Source organism: Mycobacterium sp. NGS50 (assembly GCF_059812545.1).
Genome location: NZ_JCALCW010000010.1, coordinates 54,384 through 79,036 on the forward strand (window position 1 = coordinate 54,384; position 24,653 = coordinate 79,036).

Sequence of the window (24,653 nt, forward strand, 5' to 3'; positions counted from 1 at the left end):
GATCGACCATGCCGGCACCGTCCATCTTCCGTCTCGTCGACGAACGACGGGTGTCGGTGGTGCGCGATGCGGCCGCGGTGTGGCGGGTGCTCAACGACGATCCGGTGGGATCGTGCATGGTGGCAGCGCGGGTCGCCGATACCGGCGTGGACCCGGCCGCGATCGGCGGCGAATTGTGGACGCGGCGCGGTGCCGAAGAGTCGCTGTGCTTCGCCGGCGCGAACATCGTCCCGCTGCGCGGTACGCCGGCGGATCTGAACGCATTCGCCGACAAGGCGATGAGCATGTCGCGGCGCTGTTCGTCGCTGGTCGGGCGGGCGGAACTGGTGTTGCCCATGTGGCGGCGGTTGGAGCAGGCCTGGGGGCCGGCTCGCGACGTCCGGGAGTGCCAGCCGCTGATGGCGCTGCACACCCATCCCACCTGCCCGTTGGATTCCGGGGTGCGCCAGGTGCGGGCCGACGAGCTGGACGCCTATCTGGTGGCCGCCGTCGATATGTTCATCGGCGAGGTCGGCGTCGACCCGCGACTCGGCGACGGGGGCAGGGGCTACCGTCGCCGGGTGGCCAACCTGATCGCCGCCGGCCGCGCCTGGGCCCGCTTCGAGCACGGCGAGGTGATCTTCAAAGCGGAGGTCGGATCGCAGGCGCCGGGCGTCGGTCAGATCCAGGGTGTCTGGGTGCATCCGGAGTGGCGTGGTCAGGGCCTGGGTGCGGCCGGCACCGCAATGGTCGCAGCGGTCATCGTCGGCACCGGCCGGATCGCCAGCCTGTATGTGAACGACTTCAACACCGTGGCCCGCGCAGCCTATGAGCGGGTCGGGTTCACCGAGGTCGGCACCTTCGCGACGGTGCTGCTTGACTAGCCGCCGCTACTGCGGGAGCTTGGCCGCGATCCGGTTGGCGATGTCGACGGCTTGGCCGGAGTAGCCGGGGGAGCAGCTGAGGATGTCGACGACGACATTGCTGCGGAACGTTATCGCCCGCCCGCAGACGTTGCTGCCGCCTTGTTTGGTGAGGGTGATGGTGTAGAGATCGGGGCTGGGCGTGCCCTGCTGGGCGAAGGTCCACGGCACCGGCCCATTGGAGGTGTTGATGGTGACGGTGCGTCCACCGCACGCTTTCCACTGCCCGCCCAGGTTCGTGGCACTGGCCTTGGCCTGGTCCTGACTCGGGAACCCGATGACCGACTGGGCGATGGAGACCGCGTCGTGGCTGACATTGGGTTGCTTGACGACCTGGGTTCGGATGTCGGTCCAGCCGCTGCCGTCGTAGCTGGCGGTCTGGCCCGGCATCCATGCGCTCAGGCAGTCCTTGTCCGAGATGGCGTTGCTGTCGTCGGCCATCGTGTCGCGCATCGGATCGGCACCCAGCGGGGTGCCCATCACGCCGGCGAGTTCGTCGGCGCTGAGCAGGAATCCGGGCAGATCCGCGGCGGGTGCCAACGGCGGCGGTGTGGTGCTGGTCGGGGTGGCCAGCGTCTTGGTCGTCTGGGCGGTCGTTGTGTTGGCGGCGACGGTCGACGTCGGTGCGCTGCTGGGAGTCGAGTCCGAGTCGTCGGACGGCCACGCCAACACGGTGATCAGCCCCGCGACGAGCACGACAACGCCAACCACTCCGGCGATGATGGCGGTACGACGGCCCTGCGGGGGCTGGGCGGGGCGGTTCGTGGGCCGCGCTGGCGGTGGCGGTGGCCCGGGGCGGTGCCCTGGTGCGAGGGGCTGCCGCGGCGGTCCGTGATGCGGCTGCGGGCCCGGTGGGGGGCCAGACGGCCGGTAGATCGGCACCGGAGGCGGGGAACCGTACTGCTGCCGTGGTATCGGCGGAGGAGTGAGGCGATGTGTCGCCTCTTCATTCCGAGTGGGTTGGCGCAGAGCGGCTTTGGCGGCCATGGCAAGGTCGGTGCAGCTGCTGAAACGACGGGCCGGATCCTTGGCCAGGGCGGTGGCGATCACGGCGTCCATCGCCGGTGGCAGCCAGGCCGCATACTCGGTGGCTCGCGGAGGTGGCTGCTGAAGGTGGGCTTTCATCACCGCGGCCTGCCCTTTGAGGTCGGCGAACGGCGTCTTGCCGGTCAGCAGCCGAAACAGCGAGCAGCCCAACGAGTATTGGTCAGCACGCCGATCGACCGGGTTGCCGGAGATCGCCTCGGGCGCCGCATAGGAGACGGTGGCCATCAGCTGGCCGGTGCCGGTCAGACTGGCGTCATCGAATGCTCGGGCGATTCCGAAGTCCCCCAACAACACTCGCTCTTCCGGCCCGGCCGGACCGGACAGCAGGAAGTTCGCGGGTTTGACGTCGCGGTGCAGCACGTTCTGCCGGTGGGCGTAATCGAGCGCTTTGGCCACTTCGCCGATGATGTGGATGGCCCGGTCGGGGGTCATCTTGCCGGCGCGCAACGCGGCATCGGCGTCGGTGCCGTCGACGAACTGCATGGCGATCCACAACTGGCCGTCGTCGGTCTGGCCGCGCCGGTGGATGGACACGATGTTGGGGTGGTCCAGCTGCGAGGCCACGTCGGCTTCGCGAAGGAACCGGGCCCGGAACCCCTCATCGCGCGACAACTCCGCAGACAGCAGCTTGAGCGCTTCCTTGCGGGGCAATTCGGGGTTGGCCACCAGGTAGACGGCACCCATGCCGCCCTCCCCAAGAACCCGTTCGACCCGGTAACCCGCAACAGTCGATCCGACAGACAGCATGGGTTACCGGGGGGAGTGATGCGGACTGGCCGCGTCGACCGTGGCTGCGTTCATGCGGCAAATATATCGTTCGCGCAGTCCCTGCACCCCGGCAGCGCGGCCAGCGCGAGTCGGTGACCAAATCCGGCGGCAACCCACTGAAATCGACGCCCAGACTGACCTACAGCCCCGGAGATCCGCTGTTTTGCAAATTTGGACGTCGATTGCAGCGGCCTGGACATCACGATTCGGTCTCGGTGCGCCTCCGCCCGTCCAGGCCACCAATTACTTAACATCAGCCCCAATGACCACATCTACCTCATGGGCATCACGAGTCGCGGTCTTGGTGACCGTGGTCGTGGCCACCGGCATCGTGGCGGCCTGCACCCCGCGGCCGGATGGGCCGGGCCCGGCTGCCCAACGCTTTTTCGCCGCCCTGGCCACCGGGGACACCGCCGCCGCGGCCGACCTCAGCGACGATCCCACCGCGGCCCGCGAAGCGCTCAACGCGGCCTGGGCCGGTTTGCAGGCCAGCCGCCTCGACGCACAGGTGCTCAGCGCGAAGTACAACGAGGACACCGGCGCCGTCGAATATCGCTACACCTGGCAGCTGCCGAAGAACCGGACCTGGAGTTACCAGGGCCAGCTGAAGATGGCACGCAACGAGGGGCGCTGGCAGGTCCGCTGGACCACGACCGGGCTGCATCCGAGATTGGGGGAGCATCAGACATTCGCGTTGCGGGCCGATGCGCCGCGACGGGCCTCGGTCAACGAAGTCGGCGGCACCGACGTGCTGGTGCCGGGCTACCACTACCACTACGCACTGGATGCGGCCCGGGCCGGCCGGGATCTGATGCATACCGCCCGGGCGGTCATCGACGCGCTCGGCCCGTTCGACGACACCCTCAACGATCCGCAACGCCTTGCCGAACAAGCCAGTTCGGCCAACCAACCGTTGGATCTGATCACGCTGCGCGCCGACGACAACAACCGGATCGCGCCCGTGATCGGTGCGCTGCCGGGCGTCGTGGTCACCCCGCAGCCCGAGTTGCTGCCCACCGACGCGCATTTCGCACCCGCTGTCGTCACCGAGGTGAAAAAACAGGTGGCCGACGACCTCGACGGGCAACCGGGCTGGCGGGTGGTCAGCGTCAACCAGAACGGCGTGGACGTCGCGGTGCTGCATGAAGTGGCGCCGGCGCCGGCCCCCTCGATCACCATCAGCCTGGATCGTGCCGTGCAGAACGCGGCCCAGCACGCGGTCGACACCCGCGGGGGCAAGGCGATGATCGTGGCGATCCGGCCCTCGACCGGCGAGATCCTGGCGGTTGCGCAGAACGCCGGGGCCGACGAAGACGGTCCGCTGGCCACCACCGGCCTGTTCCCCCCGGGATCGACGTTCAAGATGGTCACCGCCGGTGCGGCGATGGAGCGCGACATGGCCACACCCAACACGCTGCTGGGCTGTCCCGGCGAGATCGACATCGGTCAACGCACGGTCCCCAACTACGGCGGATTCGATCTGGGCGTGGTCCCGATGGCGCGGGCGTTCGCCAGTTCGTGCAACACCACATTCGCCGAACTGGCCAGCCGGATGCCCCCGCGGGCGTTGACGCTGGCGGCTGCCCAATACGGTCTCGGCCTCGACTACCAGGTGGACGGGCTGACCACGGTGACCGGATCGGCGCCCCCGACGGTCGATGTGGCCGAGCGGACCGAGGACGGTTTCGGTCAGGGCAAGGTGCTGGCCAGCCCGCTGGGGGTGGCGTTGATGGCGGCAACCGTCGCGGCCGGCAAGACTCCGGTTCCCCGGCTGATCGAGGGCCGACCGACGGCGGTGACCGGTGAGGCCACCCCGATCAGCGAAAAGATGCTGGAGGGTCTGCGCCCGATGATGCGACTGGTGGTGACCAATGGCACCGCCAAGGACATCGCCGACTGCGGTGAGGTGTACGGCAAGACCGGTGAGGCCGAATTCGACGGCGGGTCGCACTCCTGGTTCGCCGGGTACCGCGGGGACCTGGCGTTCGCCGCGTTGATCGTCGGCGGCGGTAGCTCGGAGTACGCGGTGCGGATGACCAAGGTGATGCTGCAAAGCCTGCCCGGCGACTACCTGGCCTGAGCGCAATAACCTGTCGCCCGGGCGCATGTTCGCGACCGGGCGACAGGCATTGTTGCCGAGCAAGCAGTCCCACCCAGGAACAACGTTCCACTACTTGCCCGGTTATGGGCGGCCGACCGGCGAGGTCTCACCGGTCAGCCGCCCACCCCGTCAGGGCGCCGCCGGGAAGCCCAGCAACAGGTCGATGATCGGGCCAAGAAGCAGCGGTCCCAGACCGGTTGGGTTCAGCAGGAACGCATCCAGGTCCACGGCGACGTAACCGAGGAAATCGTCGGGAACCAGATACCCACCGGCAGCACCGACACCAGCAGCGTCCGTGAGGTAACCGGTGATGTCGTCGTCGTGCTGGATCACGAACGCGCTCGGGTCGAGCCCCCAGATGAGCTGGGTCAGCGGGTGGGCGGTGCCTGCCTCTTCGAAATTGTCGACGTAGGTGTCAAACGACTGCGCATTGCCGGCGCTCTGTTCCAACAATTGCGCGTCCAACGCCACATTGTCCCTGATCTGTCCGGCAGACAATCCAGCCGTGCCCGGTGCCCCGAACAGGTCTTCATACGCGTCGGCATCGCCGGCGTCGGCGTAGGCGGATCCCACGCCGATAAACGCGGCGACAGCCGCGCCGATGAACGCTGCGCCTAAACCGACTGCGGTAGTCTTGATGTGACTCATGTGTGAGCCTCCAATCCGGTATGTCATCAATGGATGCACACGTGGGGCTGGTCCCCCACGGTCGTTGGCTCGCACATGAGTCCCTAAAAACTCAGGTGGCCGACCCCCCGACACCGGGAAGCCTATACCTACGCACGGCGAAATCACAGGGAATTCGAAAAGAATCTCAGTCCGAACTCAGTCTACTTTCTTGCACTATTGAATACCTTCGGTAACCCGAAGTGGGACACGGGTTATGTTGTGGCTAAACATCTTTCAGCTAATCAATGTCGATTGAAGCGGACGGCCGCGCCAGGATCCTCGCAGGTCCGCAGCATTCAACCCGGCACAGCCGATTTGACCTACGGGCGGAGCGATAAATTTTGATAAACCAATGTTGATTTTCTGAAATAGCACTGCCATTTGTGGGATATCACTCTCGCAACTGATTGTTCAGTGGCCGCCCGCGCCGCGACGCCCGGCCGGTGTGCACGCCGTCGAACCGGCGCGCCGGAGCCCGCGGCGGTAAATTGCTGAGAGGGCGTCGGACCGGAGTTCAACAGGGAAGCCATGACGGAGATCGATAGAGAAGCGGCGTTGGTGCTGCGCGTGTCGGATGCGGACCGCAACGGCACGCTGCGCCGTCTGCACAACGCGGTCGCTCTCGGGCTGATCGATATCGCCGAGTTCGAGGAACGCTCCGCGCTGGTCTCGCAGGCCCGGATGCGGGCCGAGCTCGACAACCTGGTCGGCGACCTGCCCGGGCCGCGGGCGATCGTCACCTCCGCGGCCGACCGGCTGGAGCTGCGCGGCTGGGCCGGCTCGCTCAAGCGAAGCGGGGAATGGGTCGTACCGACCCGACTGGCGCTGGTACGCCGGCTGGGTTCGGTGGATCTGGACCTGGTGCAGGCCCGCTTCGCCGGACCGGTCGTGGTCATCGAGCTCGACATGCGATTCGGATCGCTGGACATCCGGTTGCCGCCCGGCGCCAGCGCCTCGGTCGACGACGTGGAGGTCTACGTCGGCAGCGCCCGCGACCACCGCAAGGACGCGCCGGCCGAGGGAACTCCGCATGTGGTGTTCACCGGACGTGTGGTGTGCGGGTCGGTGGACATCCGCGGCCCCCGCCGTCAGTGGCGATGGCGGCGTCAACAGGTCTATTAAGCTGGGGCAATGCCCACACGTTCCGCGTTGTCTCCCGGCGTGCTCTCTCCGACGCGCCCGGTGCCCAAGTCCATCGAACGTCCGGAATACGTGGGCAAGCCCACCGCCCGTGAAGGCAGCGAGCCGTGGGTGCAGACCCCGGAGGTCATCGAGAAGATGCGGGTGGCCGGCCGGATCGCGGCCGCCGCCCTGGCCGAGGCGGGCAAAGCCGTCGCACCGGGCGTGACCACCGACGAACTCGACCGGATCGCCCACGAGTACATGGTCGAGCACGGCGCCTACCCGTCGACGCTGGGCTACAAGGGCTATCCGAAGTCGTGCTGCACGTCGCTGAACGAAGTCATCTGTCACGGCATCCCGGACTCGACGGTGATCCAGGACGGCGACATCGTCAACATCGACGTCACCGCCTACATCGACGGGGTGCACGGCGACACCAACGCCACCTTCCTGGCCGGTGACGTCGCCGAGGAGCACCGCCTGCTCGTCGAGCGCACCCGCGAGGCGACCATGCGGGCGATCAAGGCGGTCAAACCGGGACGGGCATTGTCGGTGGTGGGGCGGGTCATCGAATCCTATGCAAACCGATTCGGCTACAACGTCGTTCGAGATTTCACCGGGCACGGCATCGGCACCACGTTCCACAACGGGCTGGTGGTGCTGCATTACGATCAGCCGGCCGTGGAGACGGTCATCGAGCCGGGGATGACATTCACGATCGAGCCGATGATCAACCTGGGCAGCCTGGACTACGAGATCTGGGACGACGACTGGACCGTGGCAACCACCGACCGGCAGTGGACCGCGCAGTTCGAGCACACACTGGTGGTCACCGACGACGGCGCGGAGATCCTGACGCTGCCGTGACGACCCGGGTATGTCAGTCGTCCTGATAACTCTCTGAGGAAGCCCGCGGAAAACCGTCCGCCGAAGGCCGGCTGGCGGTACCGTCCTGAAAATGCCTTCGACGATGACCACCGTCGACGGATTCCCGATTCCGGTAGACGTCGCCGGCCCCGAGGGGAGTCCGGCCGTTGTCCTGCTGAGCGCCGCCCAACGCACACTTGCCGCCTACGACGGCGTCTGCGAGCGGCTGCACACCGCGCATCTGCGGACCGTCGTCGTCGGGCCTGACCCGCGGCTGACCGCCAAGTCGGTCGTCGGCATCATGGACTCGCTCGACATCCAGTGGGGAATCGTGGTCGGCGACCGGTTGGGCGGTGGCGAACTCGCCTGGGAACTGGCCGCGACCAGGCTGGACCGTTTCACCGGGTTGGTGTCCATCGATCGCGGGCACCCGCGGGTGGCTGACCTGAACGGCATGGTTCGAGACGAACACTGCCCACCGGTGGAGATCAACACCACGGTGCTGGTCAGCAGTCGGGCCGCCGAGCAGGTGGCCCGCGCCAGCCAGCGCTTCGTCTACGGCGACTTCCGGATGGTGGAGCTGCTCGGACGGCGCAGCGCCCAGGAATCCACCGCGCAACTGGCGGCGGAGATCGTGCTGCGCGCCAGCACTTGGTGACGGTCTGAGATCAGCGGCCCCATGTTGTCGCTCACCGACCTGCAAGGGCTGGTCGCAGCGGGAGAGATCGACACCGTTGTGGTGGCTATCCCCGACATGCAGGGGCGGTTGGTCGGCAAGCGGATCGCCGCTGATGTCTTTCTCGGCGAGGTGGCTGCCCGTGGCGCGGAGTGCTGCGGCTACCTGCTGGCCTGCGACGTCGAGATGAACACCGTGCCCGGCTACCCGCTGTCGAGCTGGGATACCGGATACAGCGACCTGGTGATGACCCCGGAGATCGGCACGTTGCGCCGCCTCCCCTGGCTGCCCGCCACCGCGCTGGTGCTGGCCGACGCGAACAGCGCAGACGGTCATCCGGTGACCGTCGCACCGCGGGCCGTGCTGGCCGCCCAGATCGAACGGCTGGCGCAGCGGGGTCTGACGCCATACGCCGCGACCGAGCTGGAGTTCCTGGTCTTCGAGGAGCCCTACCGGCACGGGTGGGCCCGCGGCTATCGCGACCTGACCCCGGCGACCGACTACAACGCCGACTACGCGCTGAGCGCCGGCGCCCGGCTGGAGCCGCTGCTGCGCGACATCCGGGTGCACATGGCCGGCGCCGGCCTGCAGTGGGAGAGCGTCAAAGGCGAATGTCACCCCGGCCAGCAGGAGATCACCTTCCGATACGAGCAGGCGATGGCCGCCTGCGACAACCACGTGATCTACAAGTCCGGCGCCAAGGAGATCGCCGACCAGCACGGCAAGAGCCTGACGTTCATGGCGAAATTTGATGAACGTGAGGGCAACAGCTGTCATATCCATCTGTCGCTGCGTACCGGCGACGGAACCCCCGTCTTCGCCGACTCCGATTCCCCGCGCGGCATGTCGGCGCTGTTCTGCAGCTTCGTTGCGGGTCAGCTGGCCGCACTGCCGGAGCTGACCCTGTGCTACGCGCCGAATATCAACTCCTACAAGCGGTTCGCTGCCGCCAGCTTTGCGCCGACCGCGTTGGCCTGGGGCTTCGACAACCGCACCTGCGCGCTGCGGATCGTCGGCCACGGCGACGGTCTGCGGGTGGAATGCCGGGTCCCCGGCGGGGACGTGAACCCGTACCTCGCTGTCGCGGCGCTGATCGCCGCCGGCCTGCACGGCGTCGACAACCAGTTGCAGTTGCCGGAACCGTTTGCCGGCAACGCCTATGACAGCGAACTGCCGAGGTTGCCGACTACGCTGGCGCACGCCGCGGCATTGTTCGAACACTCGGCGGTGGCCAGGGAGGCGTTCGGCGACGACGTCGTTACCCATTACCTCAACAACGCCCGAGTGGAACTGGACGCCTTCAACGCCGCGGTCACCGACTGGGAAAGGATGCGTGGCTTTGAGCGGCTCTAGGCCCGGAACGCCCGTCGTCGGCATGACGACATATCTCGACCAGGCGCAGACCGGGGTTTGGGACGTCCCCGCCAGCTTCTTGCCCGCCAGCTACATCGCAGGAATCACCGCCGCCGGCGGGGTTGCGGTGCTGCTGCCGCCGCAACCGGTGGATTCCGAAATCGCCGACGCGGTGCTCGACGGTCTGGACGGCCTGGTCATCACCGGCGGCCGCGACGTCGACCCCGCCGCCTACGGTCAGCCGCCGCATCCGGCCACCGACGAGCCCCGCGGCGACCGTGATGCGTGGGAGCTCGCCCTGCTGGCGGCCGCCCTGCGGCGCGGGCTGCCGGTGCTGGGGATCTGTCGCGGCGCCCAGGTGCTCAACGTGGCGCGCGGCGGAACACTGCACCAGCACCTGCCCGACGTCATCGGGCACGACGGGCATCGCGCGGGCAACGCGGTGTTCACCACGCTGACCGCACGCACCGTGCCCGGCACCCGGCTTGCGGAACTTCTCGGCGATTCCGCCGAGGTGCAGTGCTATCACCATCAAGGGATCGCCGAGGTGGGGGAGGGACTGATGGTCAGCGCCCGAGACGACGATGGCGTGATCGAGGGAATCGAGCTGCCTGGAACGCATTTCGCGCTGGCGGTGCAGTGGCATCCGGAAGAATCCCTGCAGGACCTGCGGCTGTTCACCGCCATCGTGGAGGCTGCGCGAGGGTATGCGGGCGCGGCGGCATGAGCAGCGCCGAACTGGTCAACCCCGCCACCGAACAAGTGCTGCAACACGTCGTGCATACCGGCGCGGACGCACTCGACGATGCGGTGGCACGCGCCAAGGCGGCGCAGCGCCGGTGGGCGCGGCTGCCGCCGGCCGAACGCGCAGCGCGGTTGCGGGCATTCGCCGCCACCGTCGACCGCCACACCGGTGAGCTCGCCGCCCTGGAGGTCGCCAACTCCGGACACCCGATCACGGCGGCCGAATGGGAGGCCGGCCACGTCCGCGATGTGCTGCAGTTCTACGCGGCCAGCCCGGAACGGCTGTCCGGCCAACAGATCCCGGTTGCCGGCGGACTCGACGTCACCTTCTATGAACCGCTGGGCGTGGTAGGCGTCATCACCCCGTGGAACTTTCCGATGCCGATCGCGTCCTGGGGATTTGCGCCGGCACTGGCCGCCGGCAATGCAGTGCTGATCAAACCCGCCGAATGGACCCCGCTGAGCACCATCCGGCTGGGCGAACTCGCGGTCGAGTCCGGACTGGATGCCGACCTGCTGCAGGTGTTGCCCGGTCAGGGTGCTGAGCTGGGGGAGGCGCTGGTCACTCACCCTGAGGTTCGCAAAATCGTGTTCACCGGATCAACCGCCACCGGCACCCGGGTGATGGCCGCCGCGGCCCCGCAGGTCAAACGCGTCACGCTGGAACTCGGTGGCAAGAGCGCCAACATCGTGTTCGCGGACTGCGATCTGGACCAGGCGGCGGCGACCGCGCCCGACGGCGTCTTCGACAACGCCGGGCAGGACTGCTGTGCCCGCAGCCGGATCCTGGTGCAGCGCGGCGTGTACGACCGGTTCATGGAGTTGCTGGAGCCCGCCGTCAACGGTGTCGTCGTCGGTGACCCCACCTGCCGGGATACCGAGATGGGACCGCTGGTGTCGCGTCCGCACTGGGAGAAGGTCGCCTCCTATGTGCCCGACGACGCGCCGGTCGCCTTCCGTGGCCATGCCCCCGACGGCCCCGGATACTGGTTCGCGCCGACGGTGCTGACCCCGGCGCGCACCGACCGCAGTGTCACCGAGGAGATCTTCGGCCCGGTGGTCACCGTCCTGCCGTTCGAAGACGAGGCCGACGCGATCGCGCTGGCCAATGACACGATGTTCGGGCTGTCCGGGTCGATCTGGACCAACGACCTGTCGCGGGCGCTGCGGGTATCCCGCGCGGTGGAAGCCGGGAACCTGTCGGTCAATTCGCATTCGTCGGTGCGCTACTCCACCCCGTTCGGCGGTGTCAAGCACTCTGGTCTGGGCCGCGAGCTGGGACCGGATGCGCCGCTGGCATTCACCGAGACAAAGAACGTGTTCGTTGCCGTTAAGGAGCTTTCGTGATGGATCTCAGCCGCCGTCTGGCCGGGCGAGTCGCCGTGATCACCGGTGGTGGGGGTGGGATCGGCCTGGCTGCCGCCCGGCGCATGCATGCCGAGGGCGCCACCGTGGTGATCGGTGACGTCGACGCCGAGGCGGGTGCCGCCGCTGCCGACGAGCTGTCCGGATTGTTTGTGCCGGTGGATGTCTCCGATCAGGACGCCGTCGATGCGCTGTTCGACACCGCCGCGTCCCGATACGGTTCCGTCGATGTCGCATTCAACAACGCCGGCATCTCCCCGCCGGACGACGACCTGATCGAGCACACCGAACTGCCGGCGTGGCAGCGGGTGCAAGACATCAACCTCACGTCGGTCTACCTGTGCTGCCGGGCTGCGTTGCGGCACATGGCGCCCGCGGGCCGTGGGTCGATCATCAACACCGCATCGTTTGTGGCGGTGATGGGTTCGGCGACGTCGCAGATCTCCTACACCGCCTCCAAGGGTGGAGTGCTGGCCATGTCGCGGGAGTTGGGTGTGCAATACGCGCGCCAAGGCATCCGGGTCAACGCGCTGTGTCCGGGCCCGGTGAATACGCCGCTGCTGGCCGAGCTGTTCGCCGCCGACCCTGAGCGGGCAGCGCGCCGGCTGGTGCATGTCCCGCTCGGACGGTTCGCCCAGCCCAGCGAGATCGCCGCCGCTGTCGCCTTTTTGGCCAGCGACGACGCATCGTTCATCACCGCGTCCACCTTTCTGGTCGACGGTGGGATCAGCTCGGCGTATGTGACGCCGCTGTAGGCCGCCTGCTACGGCCCGTCATCATCTTCGTTGTCGCCCAGCACCTGTTCGGGGCGGTGGTAGGTGTTGGTGCGGGGTTGACCGTGGTCCAGATGCGGCGGTGGCAGGGTTTCGGTTTCGCCGCGATGGTTCTTGCGGGTTTTCCAGCCGCCGGTGGTGATGATCTGGTGGTGCGGGTGACAGCGGAAGGTCAGGCCGTGGATGTCGGTGACCCCGGTGCTTGCGTAGTCGTCGTCATGGTGGACGTCGCAGTGATATCCGGGTATCGGGCAGTTGGGATGCGAACACCCGCGTTCTTTGGCATAGAGCACGATGCGTTGGGCCGGGTTGGCGAGTCGTTTGGTGTGGAACAGGGCAAGTTCCTTGGCGCCCTCGTAGATCCTCAGATAGTGGTGCGCGTGGGAGGCCATGCGCACCACGTCGCTCATCGGCAGCCAGGACCCGCCACCGGTGTACGCCTTGCCGATGCCGGCTTGCAGCTCGGACAGGGTGGTCGAGGCGATGATCGAGACGGGTAGCCCGTTGTGTTGGCCCAGCTCGCCGGAGGCCAGCAGGTGGCGGCCCATCGCGATCAGGGCGTCGTGTTGGCGTTGGCGGATACCGCGGTGATCGGCGTCGATCGCCTCCTGCGACGGGGTGCCGTTCACACACGGCGTGGGATCGTCGGGGTTGCACATGCCTTTGGCGGCCAGCCGGGCGAATACGGCCTCCACCACGGCGCGGGCTTCGGGGGTCAGGTCGCCTTTGATGGTGCTCATGCCGTCGCGGCCCTGGGTGCCGATCACGATGCCGCGGCGCCTAGCGCGGTCGTCGTCGGTGAAGTCGCCGTCCTGATCGAGCTTTTCGGCCAGGGCGACGGCGGCTTTGTGCAGTTGGTCGGGGCGCAGTTCGGTGGCGTAGCCGGCCAGGTCGATCTCGGCCTGGATCCGCTCGTCGATCGCCACGCGGTCAGACAGGTAGGCGAAGAAGTCCTGAATCACCTGCACATGCGCGGAGCCCAGGTGCCCGTCGCGTTGGGCGGCGGCCACCGTCGGCAATACCGGTTCCAGGGGTTCGCCGGTCAACCCGTGCCGCGGACCCAGATCGGCGGCCGCGGCGATCCGCCGGGCGGCTTCGCCACGGCTGATCAGCAGCCGATCGGCGATCGCCCACCGCAATTTGGCACCCAACTCCGACTTATCGGCGCCCGCAAGCTGGTTGAGCAACGGATGCTCGACAGCGGGCAGCTGGCGGCGCAGCACCTCGCAGCGCTCCAAGAACGTCAACCGCTCCGGGGTGGTCAACACCTCAAAGTCCAACTCCAACGCCCGCTTCAGATCCGCAGCCAGCGCGTCGAACACCTCGACGATCGCTTCCCGGCTACCCGAATCCATACCAGAACGCTATCGTTGGGGTCTGACAAGTTACGGGCTGAAGCTGCACCTGTAAAGCCGATCGAAGATCACGAAACCATAACGATTGCAAGGATATCCGAACACGACCCGGTCGATCAGATTCTCGTCATTGACACTGGGTGCGTGACTGACGACGAGGACGCGATCCGCAGGCTGGTGGATCGTCAGGTCAAGGGCTGGGATGCCGGGGATCCCGACGCCTACGCCAGTGTCTTCACCGCCGACGCGGACTATGTGACGTTCCTGGGCTCCCACCACCGGGGCCGCGACTCGATCGCGGTGTCCTACGCGCCGTTGTTCAAGAAGTTCCTCAAGGGCTCACGCCTCGACGTCGAGATCACCCAACTGCGGTTCCTGACGCCCGATACCGCGCTGATCCACGCCAAAGCCGCCGTGACGAAGGGAAATCGGAGGCCACGCGCCTACCGCGTGAACACCACCGTGGCGGTACGGACAGAGGAAGGCTGGCGGTTCGCCTCGTCCCAGAACACCACCCATCGCCGATTGGCCGAAAGACTGCTGACCGCGCTCGCGTCCTAACGCGCCAACCGAACGCCCACCCGTTCGGTCGCCAGCAGGTCGCCAAGGATCTTCGTCACCGTCGCCAACTCGGCACGGGTATAACGCGACAGAAACTCGCCGAACCCGAGGTTCATCTCGTCGTGCATCGCTCGGTGGGCACGCGCGACGGTTCGGCCATCGGCGGTGAGGCGCAGCGCGATCCCTTTGCGGTTGCCCGGCACCGGCAAGCGCTCGACCAGGCCCGCCGACACCAGTCGCTGCACGTGCTTGGACGTGGTCCCCTTGAGTTGACCGGAGCAGGCGGCCAGCGCGACGAGGTTGATCGGCTCGTCGGTGATGTGATCGAGCAGATGCATGCTCAGCGTGGGTAGTTCGCGTGTCAGGCTGCGCAACCGCCGCGGGCACGCCGCGGCGATGAATTCACGTTCGGCGTCATGATCGGTGTCGCCGAACTTGTCACCCACGGCCCGGATCAACTCGCTGATCTCAGAGATCGCGGAGGCCTTAGTTTTCACGGAGACCATATTGTCACGCCGGCTCGGTCGAGAGTAAGTTTCCATGGAAACCATTAGGAGGCGTGATGAAGGCTGCGGTGATCCAGGAGTTGGGGCGTGCCCCGGTGTACACCGATTTCGCGGAACCCGAGGACCGTGACGGGGCGGTGGCGGCCACAGTGGAGGCAGCAGCGCTGACCAACCTCACCCGCGGGCTGGTGGCCGGAACACACTACGGCAGCAAGGAACTGGTGTTGCCCAGCGTTGCCGGGGTGGACGGGGTGGCCCGGCTCGCCGACGGCCGGCGGGTATACGGCGGTGCGGTCAGTCCGTACGGAATGATGGCCGAGCGCACGTTGATGGATCCGCGTGCGGTCATTGAGGTGCCAGACGGTGTGGACGCGGTCACCGCCGCCGCAGCGCCCAATCCGGGTCTGTCAGCGTGGATGTCGCTGCAGCACGGCGCGCAGGCTCGGCCCGGGCACCGCGTGTTGGTATTGGGGGCGACGGGGGTGACCGGCTCGTTGGCGGTGCAGCTGGCGCAGGTCGAATTCGGGGTGCAGCAGGTGGTGGCGGTCGGCCGCAACGCCAGCCGCCTCGAGTGGCTGCGGAGCACCGGTGCGGACACCATCGCGCTGGGGGAGGTGGACCTGCACGCCCGGATCTCCGCCATGCACCGGGAACAGCCATTCGATGCCGTCATCGATTACCTGTGGGGCGAACCGGCCGAGCAGACACTCGCGGCCCTGGGCAATCACGGGTTGTCAGCCGCCTACCAGGCCACCAGATTCGTGCAGGTCGGCCAGATGGCGGGGCCGACCATCAACCTATCGGCGGGAATTCTGCGCAGCGCCGGAGTCACGCTGTGCGGAGTGGGGATCGGCAGTGTTCCGCTGGACGTCGTGCTGCAGGCCCGTGGCGAATTCCTGCCCCGGCTGCTGGCCCTGTTGGGCGAGGGACGCGTTCGGTTGACCACCCAATCGGTGCCACTGCGGGAGGTCGAAGCCGCGTGGGCGCACAGCGAACCGTCGGGTACGCGGGTGGTGTTCAAACCCTAGAAGCCGGCTGGTCGGAATGCGGATGACCGTGGTGCAGCACCGCATGCCCCACGAATGGCGCCCGCACGGTGGCGAACAACTGGTTGCGGTTGACGATCAGGCCGAGCAGCGCCAGCACCGCGTACACCGCCGACAGCACCAGTCGACCCTCGGTGGACGTGATCGCGAACTGGACGGCGAACAGCCCCAATAATGCCCATGCCGTGGCCCGTTGGAAACGCAACGCCAGGATCAACGCGACACCCATCAGGGTCTGGGTGGCGGTGAGCAGCATTTCCTCGACCTGGCGCGAATCCAGGACAAGGGCGGGTCCGCCCCCGCCCAGTAGATGCGCCAACGGCAGCGAGCCGACCAGCAGCGTCCACTGGTTGACCTTCGCCGACACCAGGGTGGCGATCGCCGCCGCACCTTTGCCGCGCCTGGCGAAGATGGTCGCAATGATGAATTCGGGTGCTTCGGATGCCAGCGGCGCCAGCCACTGCACCAGCAGGAAGCGGTCGATGCCGAGTTGGGTGCCGGCGGCGACAAGGTTGTCGGCGAACGGCGCCGCGCACAGCAGAATCACCGCGCCCGCCGTGAGGAACAGGGCGACCACGGTGAGCCGCCTCGGGCGGTCGCCGAGTTCGCCGATGGCGGCGGCGGTGCCGATCAGGTCGGGCTCCTCGACGTCGCCGTGGCTGATCTTGTACAGGTAGAAGGCGAACCAGGCCAGCAGCACCAGGCCGAGCGTGAGGTGGATGTGAGCGGTGGCCGGGACGACGAATGCGACGACACCGGCGATCAGCAGGAACCCGAGTTCCACCCGGTTGGAGGGCTCCAGCGACAATGCGGACGCTTTGGCGCCGGTGGTCTTGCGTGCCACCACCAGGCCGACCAGCACCACGACCGGCCAGCCCAGGCCCATCAGCAGCCGGTTGGAGCCGGTCATGTTGGCCGCCGCGTATTGGGTGTATTCCGGGACGTGGCCCGAGATGTATGCGTAGTACAGGTCGACGGCGTATTCCGGCAGTACCGCGATCAACGCCAGCACCGCGATCGCCAGCCCACCGGCAACGTCGATCTGGGCGGCCTCTGCAGCCCAGGCGAGCAGGAAGCTGGCCGCCACCACCGCCGAGCCGTATACCACCAGTGCGATGACCGGACTCGGGTGAAGGCCCGCGAGGCGGACCACCATGGCCGGGATGATGAACATCGCGGTGAGGCCCGCAGAGCGGCTCAAGACGCGCCACGGTGGACGGTACGCCGGAGCGACGGTCACGTCGGGGCGGCGGATGGCGAGCATCGTTTTCCTTCGCTGCGGATGTGGATCGCGGTGGCAGACCCGGTTCCGAAGGTACCCGCTTGCGCCAGCTCCAGCAATTTGGCGGATAGTTGCGGGTGTGTCGCGAGGTGAGCCGTTCAAGCAGGTCAGGGCGGTCGATCGTGGAATTTAGGCGAACCTAATTGTAAAGTTTGGCAAACCTTGTCAGGTGAGGCCGAGCAAGGCGTTTTCGACGACTTCGGGCAATCCCGGGTGTATCCAGTACTGGCCGCGCGCCATCGACCCGGCGGTGAGTCCGAAGCTCATGGCCTGAATCAACGGCTGGATGATCGACGACGCCTGATAGCCCATGATGTGGGCGCCCAACAGGCGTCCGGTTCCGCGCTGCGCGACGAGCTTGACGATGCCGACGGTGTCCTCCATCGCCCAGCCGTAAGCCACGTCGGCGTAGTCCTGCACCTTCACCGATACGTCGTACCCCTGCGCGACGGCCTGCGACTCGGTCAGGCCGACGGTGGCGATCTGCGGGTCGGTGAACACCGCGTAGGGCACGTATCGGTGGTCGCTGGCAACCATGCCGGCGGTGTCGTCCCACTCGCACAGCAGGTTGTGTTGCACCACTCGTGCCTCGTGGTTGGCGACATGTTTGAGTTCGTAGGGCGATGAGACGTCTCCGAGTGCGAATACCCCGCGCGCGGACGTCCGTTGATAGGCATCGACGACCACCCGTGACCCCGCGAGCTCGACACCGGCGTTCCCGGCGTCCAGCAGATCGCCGTTGGGCACCCGGCCGGTGGCCACCAGCACCGCGTCGGGACGCAGCACGGCACCGTCGTCGAGTTCCAGCCTGACTCCGGATCCGTCGTTGCGCGCGTCGATGACATGGCGATGGGTGTGCACGTCCCACTTGTCCGAGGCGATGCGGGTGAACCGGTCGCTGAGTGTGTCATCGAGCTGGCGTAGCAGGGTGCCGCCGCGGATCACCAGGGAGACCCGAACTCCCAGCGCGGAGAAGATGTGCGCGAACTCCGCGGCGACGAACCCGCCGCCGATGATCACCAGGTGCTGGGGGAGTTCGGCTATCCGCATCACGGTGTCGCTGGTGTAGTAGGGGATGCCGCTGCTGGCGAAAAGTGGCGGCACGACGGCGCGCGCACCTGCGGCGATCACCACCTGCTCGGCGAGGAATTGCTCGCCGCCGTCGGTGAGCAGGACATAGCGGCCGTCGGCGACCGGTCCGAACCGGGTGTGCTGGCCGTATACGTCGACGCCTGCCATGGAGCGCCGGTACTTCTCGCCGCCGGAGGCGATCGGGTCGATGCGGCCGAACACCCGGGCGACGATGTCTTCCCAGCGCACCGCATCGACATGCGCGTCGATGCCGTAGCGGGATGCGCCGCGGATGGTGTCGGCGACCTCGGCGGCGTAGACGAACATCTTGGTCGGGATGCATCCGACATTGAGGCAGGTGCCGCCGAAGGCACCCTGTTCGCAGATCGCGACCCGCTTGTCGGCGTAGCGCTCGTCGAGAAGGCTGTTGCCCGAGCCGGTTCCGATGATGGCCAGGTCGTAGCTTTGCACGGCCTCAGGCCTTTCCCGACGCCACCGTCGTGCTGAGATTGGAGTCGAGCCAGTTGTCCAGCTGCTGGTAGGCCACCTGGCGGGGCTGCGGCATGGACAAGAACACGTCGTGCTTGGCGCCGGGAACCGGGACGACGGTGCTGCGATTGCCGATACAACCCGCCCACCGCGCGATCTGGGCGACGTCGAGGACGGCGTCGCCGCGCTGCAGGGTGACCGGGTCGGAGGTCTCACACACGCTGTGATCCGAGCGCAGGATCAGGTTGGGCACGCCGACGTCGAGTCCACGGTGCAGGCGGGCCTGGCCGCGACGGGCCGCGTGCAACCAGCCGAAGGTGACGGGGAAGCCGCCCAGCGGCTTCCATGCCAGGTTGTAGTCGAACTCCCCGTGGTAGTCGCGGTGCAGGCTGGACCCGTATCCGCCGCTGCTGGGTGATCGGGCCACTCTGGTTCCGGCCATCCGGGCCAGCGCCGCGATCAGCGCCGAGGTCACCGGCATGCGCAGGATCGGTGAACCGTGCAGATCCAGCCACGGGCTGTTGAGGACCAGCCCGGCGACACCCGCTGCGGCGGTCGCGCCTCGACGCCGCAGCCGGTCCAACCACAGCGACACGATCAGCCCGCCGGCGGAATGGCCGTATACCAGCACTCGCGGTGACCCGGACCGTTCGGCGATCACGGCCAGGGCTGCCTCGAGCTCGGTGTCGTAGCACGCCAGGTCCGTGGTGAAGTGCGGCGTTTGGTCCGGACGCCGGGATCGACCGCATTTACGCAGGTCCAGTGCATAGAAAGCAAAGCCTCGGGCGGCGAAGTGCTCGGCGAGGGCAGTGTGGAAGAAGTAATCGGTGTAGCCGTGGACCGCCAGGACGGCGCGCGGACCCGCGAGCGCTCGCGCGCCGACCGAGTCGCGGGTTACCAGTGTGGCGACGATGTCGCCCTCGCCGTCGGGGTCGGTACCCAGCGGGATCGTGTACCGCAGGTAGCCGGGCAGGTCGTCGGGCTCCCAGCCAGTCACACCGCAAAGCTTAAGCCGACCCGACGTTGTACGCCGGTAGGCTGCGGCGATCCTGGTCGGGATAATCTTGAGACCGAAATACCCGCGAGTAGGTAAGGACGAACGATCCGGTGTCAGAGCAAGGCAAGATTGTGAAGACCGACGTCGTGTTGGTCGGCGCGGGGATCATGAGCGCCACCTTGGGTGCGCTGCTGCGGCGACTGCAGCCGGACTGGTCGATCACGCTGGTCGAACGCCTGGACGGGGCCGCCGCCGAAAGCAGCGACCCGTGGAACAACGCCGGTACCGGGCACTCGGCGCTGTGTGAGCTGAACTACACGCCCGAGCAGCCCGACGGGTCGATCGACATCACCAAAGCGGTGCATGTCAACGAGCAGTTCCAGGTCACCCGCCAGTTCTGGGCGTACGCGGTGGAGAACGGCATCCTCACCGACGTCCGCAGCTTCCTCAACCCGGTCCCGCACGTCAGCTTCGTTCACGGCGCTGACCGTGTCGACTACTTGCGGCGCCGCCAGCAGGCGCTGGCCGCCAACCCGCTGTTCGCTGCTACCGAGTTCATCGACGACGCCGACGAGTTCGCCCGCCGTCTTCCGCTGATGGCCGCCGGACGCGACTTCAGCGAGCCGGTCGCGCTCAACTGGAGTACCGACGGAACCGACGTCGACTTCGGGTCGCTGTCCAAGCAGCTCATCGCCTACGCCGTCCAGAACGGCACCACCGCGCTGTTCGGCCACGAGGTGCGCAATCTGGCCCGGCAATCCGACGGCAGCTGGCGGGTCAAGGTCCGCAACCGGCGCACCGGGGCGAGCCGCAAGATCGACGCCAAGTTCGTGTTCGTCGGAGCCGGCGGGGACGCGCTGTCACTGCTGCAGAAGTCGGGTATCAAGGCGGCCAAGGGATTCGCGGGCTTCCCGGTCGGCGGAAAGTTCATCCGCACCGCCAACCCCGAACTGGCCGCTGCCCATCAGGCCAAGGTGTACGGCTTCCCGCCGCTGGGCGCCCCGCCGATGTCGGCGCCGCACCTGGACACCCGGATCATCGGCGGCAAGCCGTTCCTGTTGTTCGGGCCGTTCGCCGGCTGGACGCCGAAATTCTTGAAGCAGGGCCATTTCTCGGACCTGCCGAAATCGGTGAAGCCCAACAACGTGGTGCAGATGGCCAGCATCGGGGTGACCCAGCTGAGCCTGGTGAATTACCTGATCGGACAGTTGCTGCTGTCCGAGCCGGCCCGGGTGCAGGCGCTGCGCGAGTTCGCGCCCACTGCACGCGACGCCGACTGGGAAACCATCGAAGCCGGCCAACGTGTGCAGGTCATCCGCCCCGACGGGATCAAGGGAGTGCTGGAGTTCGGCACCACCGTGCTCGCCGACGACGACGGCAGCATCGCCGGCCTGCTCGGCGCCTCGCCGGGTGCATCGACCGCGGTTCCGGCGATGCTGGACGTCATGCAGCGATGCTTCCCCGATCGCTATCAGTCGTGGCTGCCCGCGCTGAAGGAGATGGTGCCGTCGCTGGGTACTGACTTGTCCGGCGAGCCCGCCCTCTTCGATGAGGTGTGGAAGTGGGGCACCAAGGCGTTGCGGCTGGATTCATCGGCGGCCGGCTGACACCGGCGAGCGTGCGTGGTTGTACAACGACACGCCGGTGAAGTTGGCATTCTGTGCACGCTCGCGGCGACAGGCGAACCCGGCAAGGTAAGGATGTGTTCGTGCACAAGCTTCTGCTGACCCCGATCGCCCTGGCCTGTGGCGTGGCACTCGCAGTTTCGGGCTGCTGTCACTCAGCCACCCATCACCATCCGGCCGCCTTCGACCTCGACGATCAGTTCCGTCCGTGTGACGACTTCGCCTCCTATGTCAACGCGAAGTGGAATGCGGCCAACCCGATCCCGGCCGACCAGACCGGTTGGGGATCGTTCAGCATGCTGGCCGACAAGAGCCGGCAGGAGCAAAAGGCGATCCTCGAGGACGCCGCGGCGCACGCCGAAAAGGACTCCGGGGACCTCACCGACAAGCTGGGCAACCTGTATGCCGCCGGCATGGATATGGATGCCATCAACAAGCTCGGCTACGAGCCCATCAAACCGCTGTTGGCCGCCGTCGACGCACTGCAGAACCCGGCCGACATCGCCGGGTTCATCAATAGCCGCTACAGCAACGGCGACGCCTACCTTTTCAGCTTCGGCTCAGGCGCGGACTTCAAGGACGCGACACGTCAGATCGGCTACGTCGAGCAGAGCGGGCTGGGGCTGCCGTCGCCGGACTATTACGCGCAGCCGAAATATCAGCAGATCCGCGAGGCATACCGGGGCTTCATCACCAAGGCGCTGCAACTGGCCGGCACCCCCGAAGCCGACGCCACTCAGCAGGCCGGTCAGGTGATCGCGTTCGAGACCGATCTGGCCAAGGCGTCACTGTCGCCGACTGAACTGCGCGACCTGGACAATCAGTACAACCTTGTCACCGTGGCCGAGGCCGACAAAGTCAGCCCGCACTTCAGCTGGGCGAAATTCTTTGCTGCACAAGGTGTCGACGTGGGAGCGGGCTTCTCACTGTCGCAGCCGAAGTTCATCGCCGGGTTCGACCGGCTGTTGGCGACCGCACCGATCGACCAGTGGCGCGCCTACTTGCGCTTCAACGTCATCAGCGGCACCGCTTCGATGCTGAGCCAGCCGTTCCAGGACGCCGTGTTCGACTTCTACGGCAAGACGCTCAACGGCCAGCCGCAGCAAAAGGAGCGGTGGAAGAAGGTTGTCGGCGCGGTCAACGGTGCGATGGGGATGGGCCTTGGCCAGTTGTACGTCGCCAAGTATTTCCCGCCGGACGCCAAGGCGCGCGCCGAGCAATTGGTCACCAATGTTCGCGAAGCACTGCGGCACCGCATCGAGAACCTGACCTGGATGAGCGCGGAGACCAAGAAGAAGGCGCTGGACAAGTGGGCGCTGTTCCTGCCCAAAATCGGCTACCCCGACGACGAGCACTGGCGTGACTGGAGCGGCCTGCAGATCGAACCGGGCAAGTGGTACGCCAACCTGCAGGCGGCCGGAAAGTACAACTACCACTACGACATCTCACAGATCGGCAAAGCGACCGACCGCAAAGAGTGGGGGATGACCCCACAGACGGTCAACGCCTATTACAGCCCGTCCACCAACACGATCAACTTCCCGGCGGCGGTGCTGCAACCGCCGTTCTTCGACCCCGACGGTGACGACGCCGCCAACTACGGCGGTATCGGCTGGGTGATCGGTCACGAATCCAGCCACGGTTTCGACGATCAAGGCAGCCAGTTCGACGGTAACGGCAACCGGGTCGACTGGTGGACACCCGAGGACAAGAAACAGTTCGACGAGCGCACTGGCGCGCTGGTCAAGCAGTTCGATGCCTACACCCCGATTCCGGGCAAGCCCGACCTGCACGTCAACGGCGCGCTGACACTGGGTGAGAACATCGCCGATCTGGGCGGGCTGAACATCGCCTACGACGCGCTGCGGGCAACGCTGCCGGACGATCAGGCCGACACGAGCGCCGACGGCCACACCGCAGATCAGCGGTTCTTCTTGAGCTCGGCCCGTATCTATGAAGGCAGCACCCGCGAGCAGGCCGCAGAAGTCGCGCTCAACACCGACCCGCACTCGCCGGACAAGATCCGCGCGTTCGCATCGGCTACCAACATGCCGCAGTTCGCCTCCGCCTTCGCGTGCAAACCCGGGGATCCGATGGTGCACACCGGCGCTGAGCTGGTGACGATCTGGTGAGCGCCCCCGAGGCCAACCCGTACCTCGTCGGCCTGCGCCTGACCGGCAAGAAGGTCGTCGTGATCGGTGCCGGCTCCGTCGCGCAGCGTCGGCTTGGCCTGCTGATCGCCAGTGGCGCCGACGTTCATGTGATCGCCCGGGAAGCCACTCCTGCGGTCGAGGCGATGGCCCGAATCACGTTGTCGCTGCGGGAGTATCGCGATGGCGACCTCGACGGCGCCTGGTACGCGATCGCCGCCACCGATGACCCGGCGGTCAACACCGCGGTGGTCGCCGAGGCCGACCGCCGTCGAATCTTCTGTGTCCGCGCCGACATCGCCGTGGAAGGCAGCGCCGTCACGCCGGCGACGTTCGATCACACCGGGCTCACGGTGGGGGTACTGGCCGGCGGCGAGCATCGCCGGTCGGCGGCGATCCGCTCCGCCATTCACGAAGCACTGCAGGCCGGGCTGGTCTCCGCCGGCAGCTTCGAGGTGACCCGCCCGTCGGTGGCGCTGGTGGGCGGGGGACCAGGGGACCCCGAATTGATCACCGTGCGCGGCCGTCGCCTGCTGGCGCAGGCCGACGTGGTGATCGTCGACCGGTTGGCGCCCCCGGAACTGTTGGCCGAGCTGCCCCCACAGGTGGAGGTCGTCGACGCCGCCAAGATCCCCTACGGGCGGGCGATGGCGCAGGACGCGATCAATGAGCTGATGGTCGAGCGGGCCAAGGCCGGCGAGTTCGTGGTGCGGCTCAAGGGCGGCGATCCCTTCGTGTTCGCCCGCGGCTACGAAGAGCTGCTGGCGTGCGCCGAAGCCGGGATTCCGGTCACCGTGGTGCCCGGTGTGACCAGTGCCATAGCGGTTCCCGCGCTGGCGGGTGTTCCGGTCACACACCGGGGCGTCAACCACGAATTTGTGGTGGTCAGCGGCCATGTCGCGCCCGGTGACCCCGAATCGTTAGTGAATTGGGACGCGTTGGCCGCAATGACCGGAACCATTGTTTTGCTGATGGCGGTCGAACGCATCGAACAATTCAGCGAGGTGCTACTGAAAGGCGGCCGACCTGCGGAAACACCGGTTCTGGTGGTTCAGCACGGCACCACCGCCGCGCAACGCACGTTGCGGGCGACCCTGCGCGACGCGCCGGAAAAGATCCGGTCAGAAGGGGTCCGACCTCCCGCGATCATCGTTATCGGGGCCGTCGCCGGATTCGGCATTTAA

The 24,653-nt window shown here is 67.1% G+C and carries 21 protein-coding genes; 14 read left to right on the forward strand and 7 right to left on the reverse strand.

All coding sequences use genetic code 11. From position 1 onward, the window contains the following. The first annotated feature begins 8 nt into the window (after positions 1–8). The gene (locus AC5Y36_RS09315; protein WP_500040594.1) at positions 9–863 is read left to right on the forward strand and encodes a GNAT family N-acetyltransferase; all 855 of its coding nucleotides are present in this window, start codon (positions 9–11) and stop codon (positions 861–863) included. Positions 864–869: 6 nt separating this feature from the next. Here the strand turns inward: AC5Y36_RS09315 and AC5Y36_RS09320 are convergent, their stop codons facing one another. After that, the gene (locus AC5Y36_RS09320) at positions 870–2,633 is read right to left on the reverse strand and encodes a serine/threonine-protein kinase PknH/PknJ (RefSeq protein ID WP_500040595.1); all 1,764 of its coding nucleotides are present in this window, start codon (positions 2,631–2,633) and stop codon (positions 870–872) included. 346 nt (positions 2,634–2,979) lie between these two features. On the opposite strand from AC5Y36_RS09320, the gene AC5Y36_RS09325 reads away from it, so the two are divergent. Next, positions 2,980–4,797: a penicillin-binding transpeptidase domain-containing protein gene (locus AC5Y36_RS09325; RefSeq protein ID WP_500040596.1), complete on the forward strand. Its 1,818-nt coding sequence runs from the start codon at positions 2,980–2,982 to the stop codon at positions 4,795–4,797. A gap of 150 nt (positions 4,798–4,947) precedes the next feature. Here AC5Y36_RS09325 and AC5Y36_RS09330 read toward each other — a convergent pair whose 3' ends face one another. Further along, entirely contained in the window at positions 4,948–5,466 is a 519-nt protein-coding gene (locus tag AC5Y36_RS09330) for a hypothetical protein (protein WP_500040597.1), read from the reverse strand. 549 nt (positions 5,467–6,015) lie between these two features. Between AC5Y36_RS09330 and AC5Y36_RS09335 the strand changes: the two genes are divergently transcribed. The 7 genes from AC5Y36_RS09335 (at position 6,016) to AC5Y36_RS09365 (ending at position 12,369) form a co-directional block, all read left to right on the forward strand. Then, complete coding sequence (locus AC5Y36_RS09335) at positions 6,016–6,609, forward strand: DUF1707 SHOCT-like domain-containing protein (RefSeq protein WP_500040598.1); 594 nt, start codon at positions 6,016–6,018, stop codon at positions 6,607–6,609. 9 nt (positions 6,610–6,618) lie between these two features. After that, on the forward strand, positions 6,619–7,476 hold the full coding sequence (map, locus tag AC5Y36_RS09340; RefSeq protein WP_500040599.1) for a type I methionyl aminopeptidase: 858 nt from the start codon (positions 6,619–6,621) through the stop codon (positions 7,474–7,476). Between the two features lie 91 nt (positions 7,477–7,567). Then, on the forward strand, positions 7,568–8,134 hold the full coding sequence (locus tag AC5Y36_RS09345; RefSeq protein WP_500040600.1) for an alpha/beta fold hydrolase: 567 nt from the start codon (positions 7,568–7,570) through the stop codon (positions 8,132–8,134). A 21-nt stretch (positions 8,135–8,155) separates the two neighbouring features. After that, the gene (locus AC5Y36_RS09350) at positions 8,156–9,505 is read left to right on the forward strand and encodes a glutamine synthetase family protein (protein WP_500040601.1); all 1,350 of its coding nucleotides are present in this window, start codon (positions 8,156–8,158) and stop codon (positions 9,503–9,505) included. Between the two features lie 22 nt (positions 9,506–9,527). Further along, positions 9,528–10,232 (forward strand): gamma-glutamyl-gamma-aminobutyrate hydrolase family protein, encoded by a 705-nt coding sequence (locus AC5Y36_RS09355; RefSeq protein ID WP_500040602.1) that lies wholly within the window; start codon positions 9,528–9,530, stop codon positions 10,230–10,232. Beyond that, positions 10,229–11,596 (forward strand): aldehyde dehydrogenase family protein, encoded by a 1,368-nt coding sequence (locus tag AC5Y36_RS09360; RefSeq protein ID WP_500040603.1) that lies wholly within the window; start codon positions 10,229–10,231, stop codon positions 11,594–11,596. Before AC5Y36_RS09355 ends, AC5Y36_RS09360 begins: the two co-directional genes overlap by 4 nt. Next, positions 11,593–12,369 (forward strand): 3-oxoacyl-ACP reductase, encoded by a 777-nt coding sequence (locus AC5Y36_RS09365; RefSeq protein WP_500040604.1) that lies wholly within the window; start codon positions 11,593–11,595, stop codon positions 12,367–12,369. The genes AC5Y36_RS09360 and AC5Y36_RS09365 overlap by 4 nt, the downstream gene beginning before the upstream one ends. Before the next feature lie 8 nt (positions 12,370–12,377). Here the strand turns inward: AC5Y36_RS09365 and AC5Y36_RS09370 are convergent, their stop codons facing one another. After that, the gene (locus tag AC5Y36_RS09370) at positions 12,378–13,742 is read right to left on the reverse strand and encodes an HNH endonuclease signature motif containing protein (protein WP_500040605.1); all 1,365 of its coding nucleotides are present in this window, start codon (positions 13,740–13,742) and stop codon (positions 12,378–12,380) included. Between the two features lie 129 nt (positions 13,743–13,871). On the opposite strand from AC5Y36_RS09370, the gene AC5Y36_RS09375 reads away from it, so the two are divergent. Next, the gene (locus AC5Y36_RS09375; RefSeq protein ID WP_500040698.1) at positions 13,872–14,303 is read left to right on the forward strand and encodes an SgcJ/EcaC family oxidoreductase; all 432 of its coding nucleotides are present in this window, start codon (positions 13,872–13,874) and stop codon (positions 14,301–14,303) included. Here the strand turns inward: AC5Y36_RS09375 and AC5Y36_RS09380 are convergent. Beyond that, positions 14,300–14,800, reverse strand: a complete 501-nt coding sequence (locus tag AC5Y36_RS09380; protein WP_500040606.1) for a MarR family winged helix-turn-helix transcriptional regulator — start codon at positions 14,798–14,800, stop codon at positions 14,300–14,302. The two genes, AC5Y36_RS09375 and AC5Y36_RS09380, sit on opposite strands and share 4 nt — an antisense overlap. Positions 14,801–14,865: 65 nt before the next feature. Between AC5Y36_RS09380 and AC5Y36_RS09385 the strand changes: the two genes are divergently transcribed. Then, positions 14,866–15,837: a quinone oxidoreductase family protein gene (locus AC5Y36_RS09385; RefSeq protein ID WP_500040607.1), complete on the forward strand. Its 972-nt coding sequence runs from the start codon at positions 14,866–14,868 to the stop codon at positions 15,835–15,837. Here AC5Y36_RS09385 and AC5Y36_RS09390 read toward each other — a convergent pair. The 3 genes from AC5Y36_RS09390 to AC5Y36_RS09400 all read right to left on the reverse strand — a co-directional run bounded on the left by AC5Y36_RS09390 (position 15,827) and on the right by AC5Y36_RS09400 (position 19,694). Then, positions 15,827–17,119 (reverse strand): calcium:cation antiporter family protein, encoded by a 1,293-nt coding sequence (locus tag AC5Y36_RS09390; RefSeq protein WP_500040608.1) that lies wholly within the window; start codon positions 17,117–17,119, stop codon positions 15,827–15,829. The genes AC5Y36_RS09385 and AC5Y36_RS09390 overlap by 11 nt on opposite strands. A gap of 183 nt (positions 17,120–17,302) precedes the next feature. Continuing rightward, on the reverse strand, positions 17,303–18,679 hold the full coding sequence (gene mtr / locus AC5Y36_RS09395; RefSeq protein WP_500040609.1) for a mycothione reductase: 1,377 nt from the start codon (positions 18,677–18,679) through the stop codon (positions 17,303–17,305). A 4-nt stretch (positions 18,680–18,683) separates the two neighbouring features. After that, entirely contained in the window at positions 18,684–19,694 is a 1,011-nt protein-coding gene (locus AC5Y36_RS09400) for an alpha/beta hydrolase (RefSeq protein ID WP_500040610.1), read from the reverse strand. Positions 19,695–19,804: 110 nt separating this feature from the next. Here AC5Y36_RS09400 and mqo point away from each other — a divergent pair, with 110 nt between their 5' ends. From mqo to cobA, 3 genes are all read left to right on the forward strand, one after another. Beyond that, the gene (mqo, locus tag AC5Y36_RS09405; protein WP_500040611.1) at positions 19,805–21,301 is read left to right on the forward strand and encodes a malate dehydrogenase (quinone); all 1,497 of its coding nucleotides are present in this window, start codon (positions 19,805–19,807) and stop codon (positions 21,299–21,301) included. A gap of 101 nt (positions 21,302–21,402) precedes the next feature. Beyond that, entirely contained in the window at positions 21,403–23,451 is a 2,049-nt protein-coding gene (locus tag AC5Y36_RS09410) for a M13 family metallopeptidase (RefSeq protein WP_500040612.1), read from the forward strand. Beyond that, positions 23,448–24,653 carry a uroporphyrinogen-III C-methyltransferase gene (gene cobA / locus AC5Y36_RS09415; RefSeq protein ID WP_500040613.1) on the forward strand — a complete coding sequence of 402 codons (1,206 nt, stop codon included), beginning with the start codon at positions 23,448–23,450 and terminating at the stop codon, positions 24,651–24,653. Before AC5Y36_RS09410 ends, cobA begins: the two co-directional genes overlap by 4 nt.

What these genes read in the sequence shown, in the direction of transcription:
- AC5Y36_RS09315 (WP_500040594.1), top strand. Translation starts at nt 9, where the DNA reads ATGCCGGCACCGTCCATCTTCCGTCTCGTCGACGAACGACGGGTGTCG.
- AC5Y36_RS09320 (WP_500040595.1), bottom strand. Translation starts at nt 2,633, where the DNA reads ATGGGTGCCGTCTACCTGGTGGCCAACCCCGAATTGCCCCGCAAGGAA.
- AC5Y36_RS09325 (WP_500040596.1), top strand. Translation starts at nt 2,980, where the DNA reads ATGACCACATCTACCTCATGGGCATCACGAGTCGCGGTCTTGGTGACC.
- AC5Y36_RS09330 (WP_500040597.1), bottom strand. Translation starts at nt 5,466, where the DNA reads ATGAGTCACATCAAGACTACCGCAGTCGGTTTAGGCGCAGCGTTCATC.
- AC5Y36_RS09335 (WP_500040598.1), top strand. Translation starts at nt 6,016, where the DNA reads ATGACGGAGATCGATAGAGAAGCGGCGTTGGTGCTGCGCGTGTCGGAT.
- map (WP_500040599.1), top strand. Translation starts at nt 6,619, where the DNA reads ATGCCCACACGTTCCGCGTTGTCTCCCGGCGTGCTCTCTCCGACGCGC.
- AC5Y36_RS09345 (WP_500040600.1), top strand. Translation starts at nt 7,568, where the DNA reads ATGCCTTCGACGATGACCACCGTCGACGGATTCCCGATTCCGGTAGAC.
- AC5Y36_RS09350 (WP_500040601.1), top strand. Translation starts at nt 8,156, where the DNA reads ATGTTGTCGCTCACCGACCTGCAAGGGCTGGTCGCAGCGGGAGAGATC.
- AC5Y36_RS09355 (WP_500040602.1), top strand. Translation starts at nt 9,528, where the DNA reads ATGACGACATATCTCGACCAGGCGCAGACCGGGGTTTGGGACGTCCCC.
- AC5Y36_RS09360 (WP_500040603.1), top strand. Translation starts at nt 10,229, where the DNA reads ATGAGCAGCGCCGAACTGGTCAACCCCGCCACCGAACAAGTGCTGCAA.
- AC5Y36_RS09370 (WP_500040605.1), bottom strand. Translation starts at nt 13,742, where the DNA reads ATGGATTCGGGTAGCCGGGAAGCGATCGTCGAGGTGTTCGACGCGCTG.
- AC5Y36_RS09385 (WP_500040607.1), top strand. Translation starts at nt 14,866, where the DNA reads ATGAAGGCTGCGGTGATCCAGGAGTTGGGGCGTGCCCCGGTGTACACC.
- AC5Y36_RS09390 (WP_500040608.1), bottom strand. Translation starts at nt 17,119, where the DNA reads ATGCTCGCCATCCGCCGCCCCGACGTGACCGTCGCTCCGGCGTACCGT.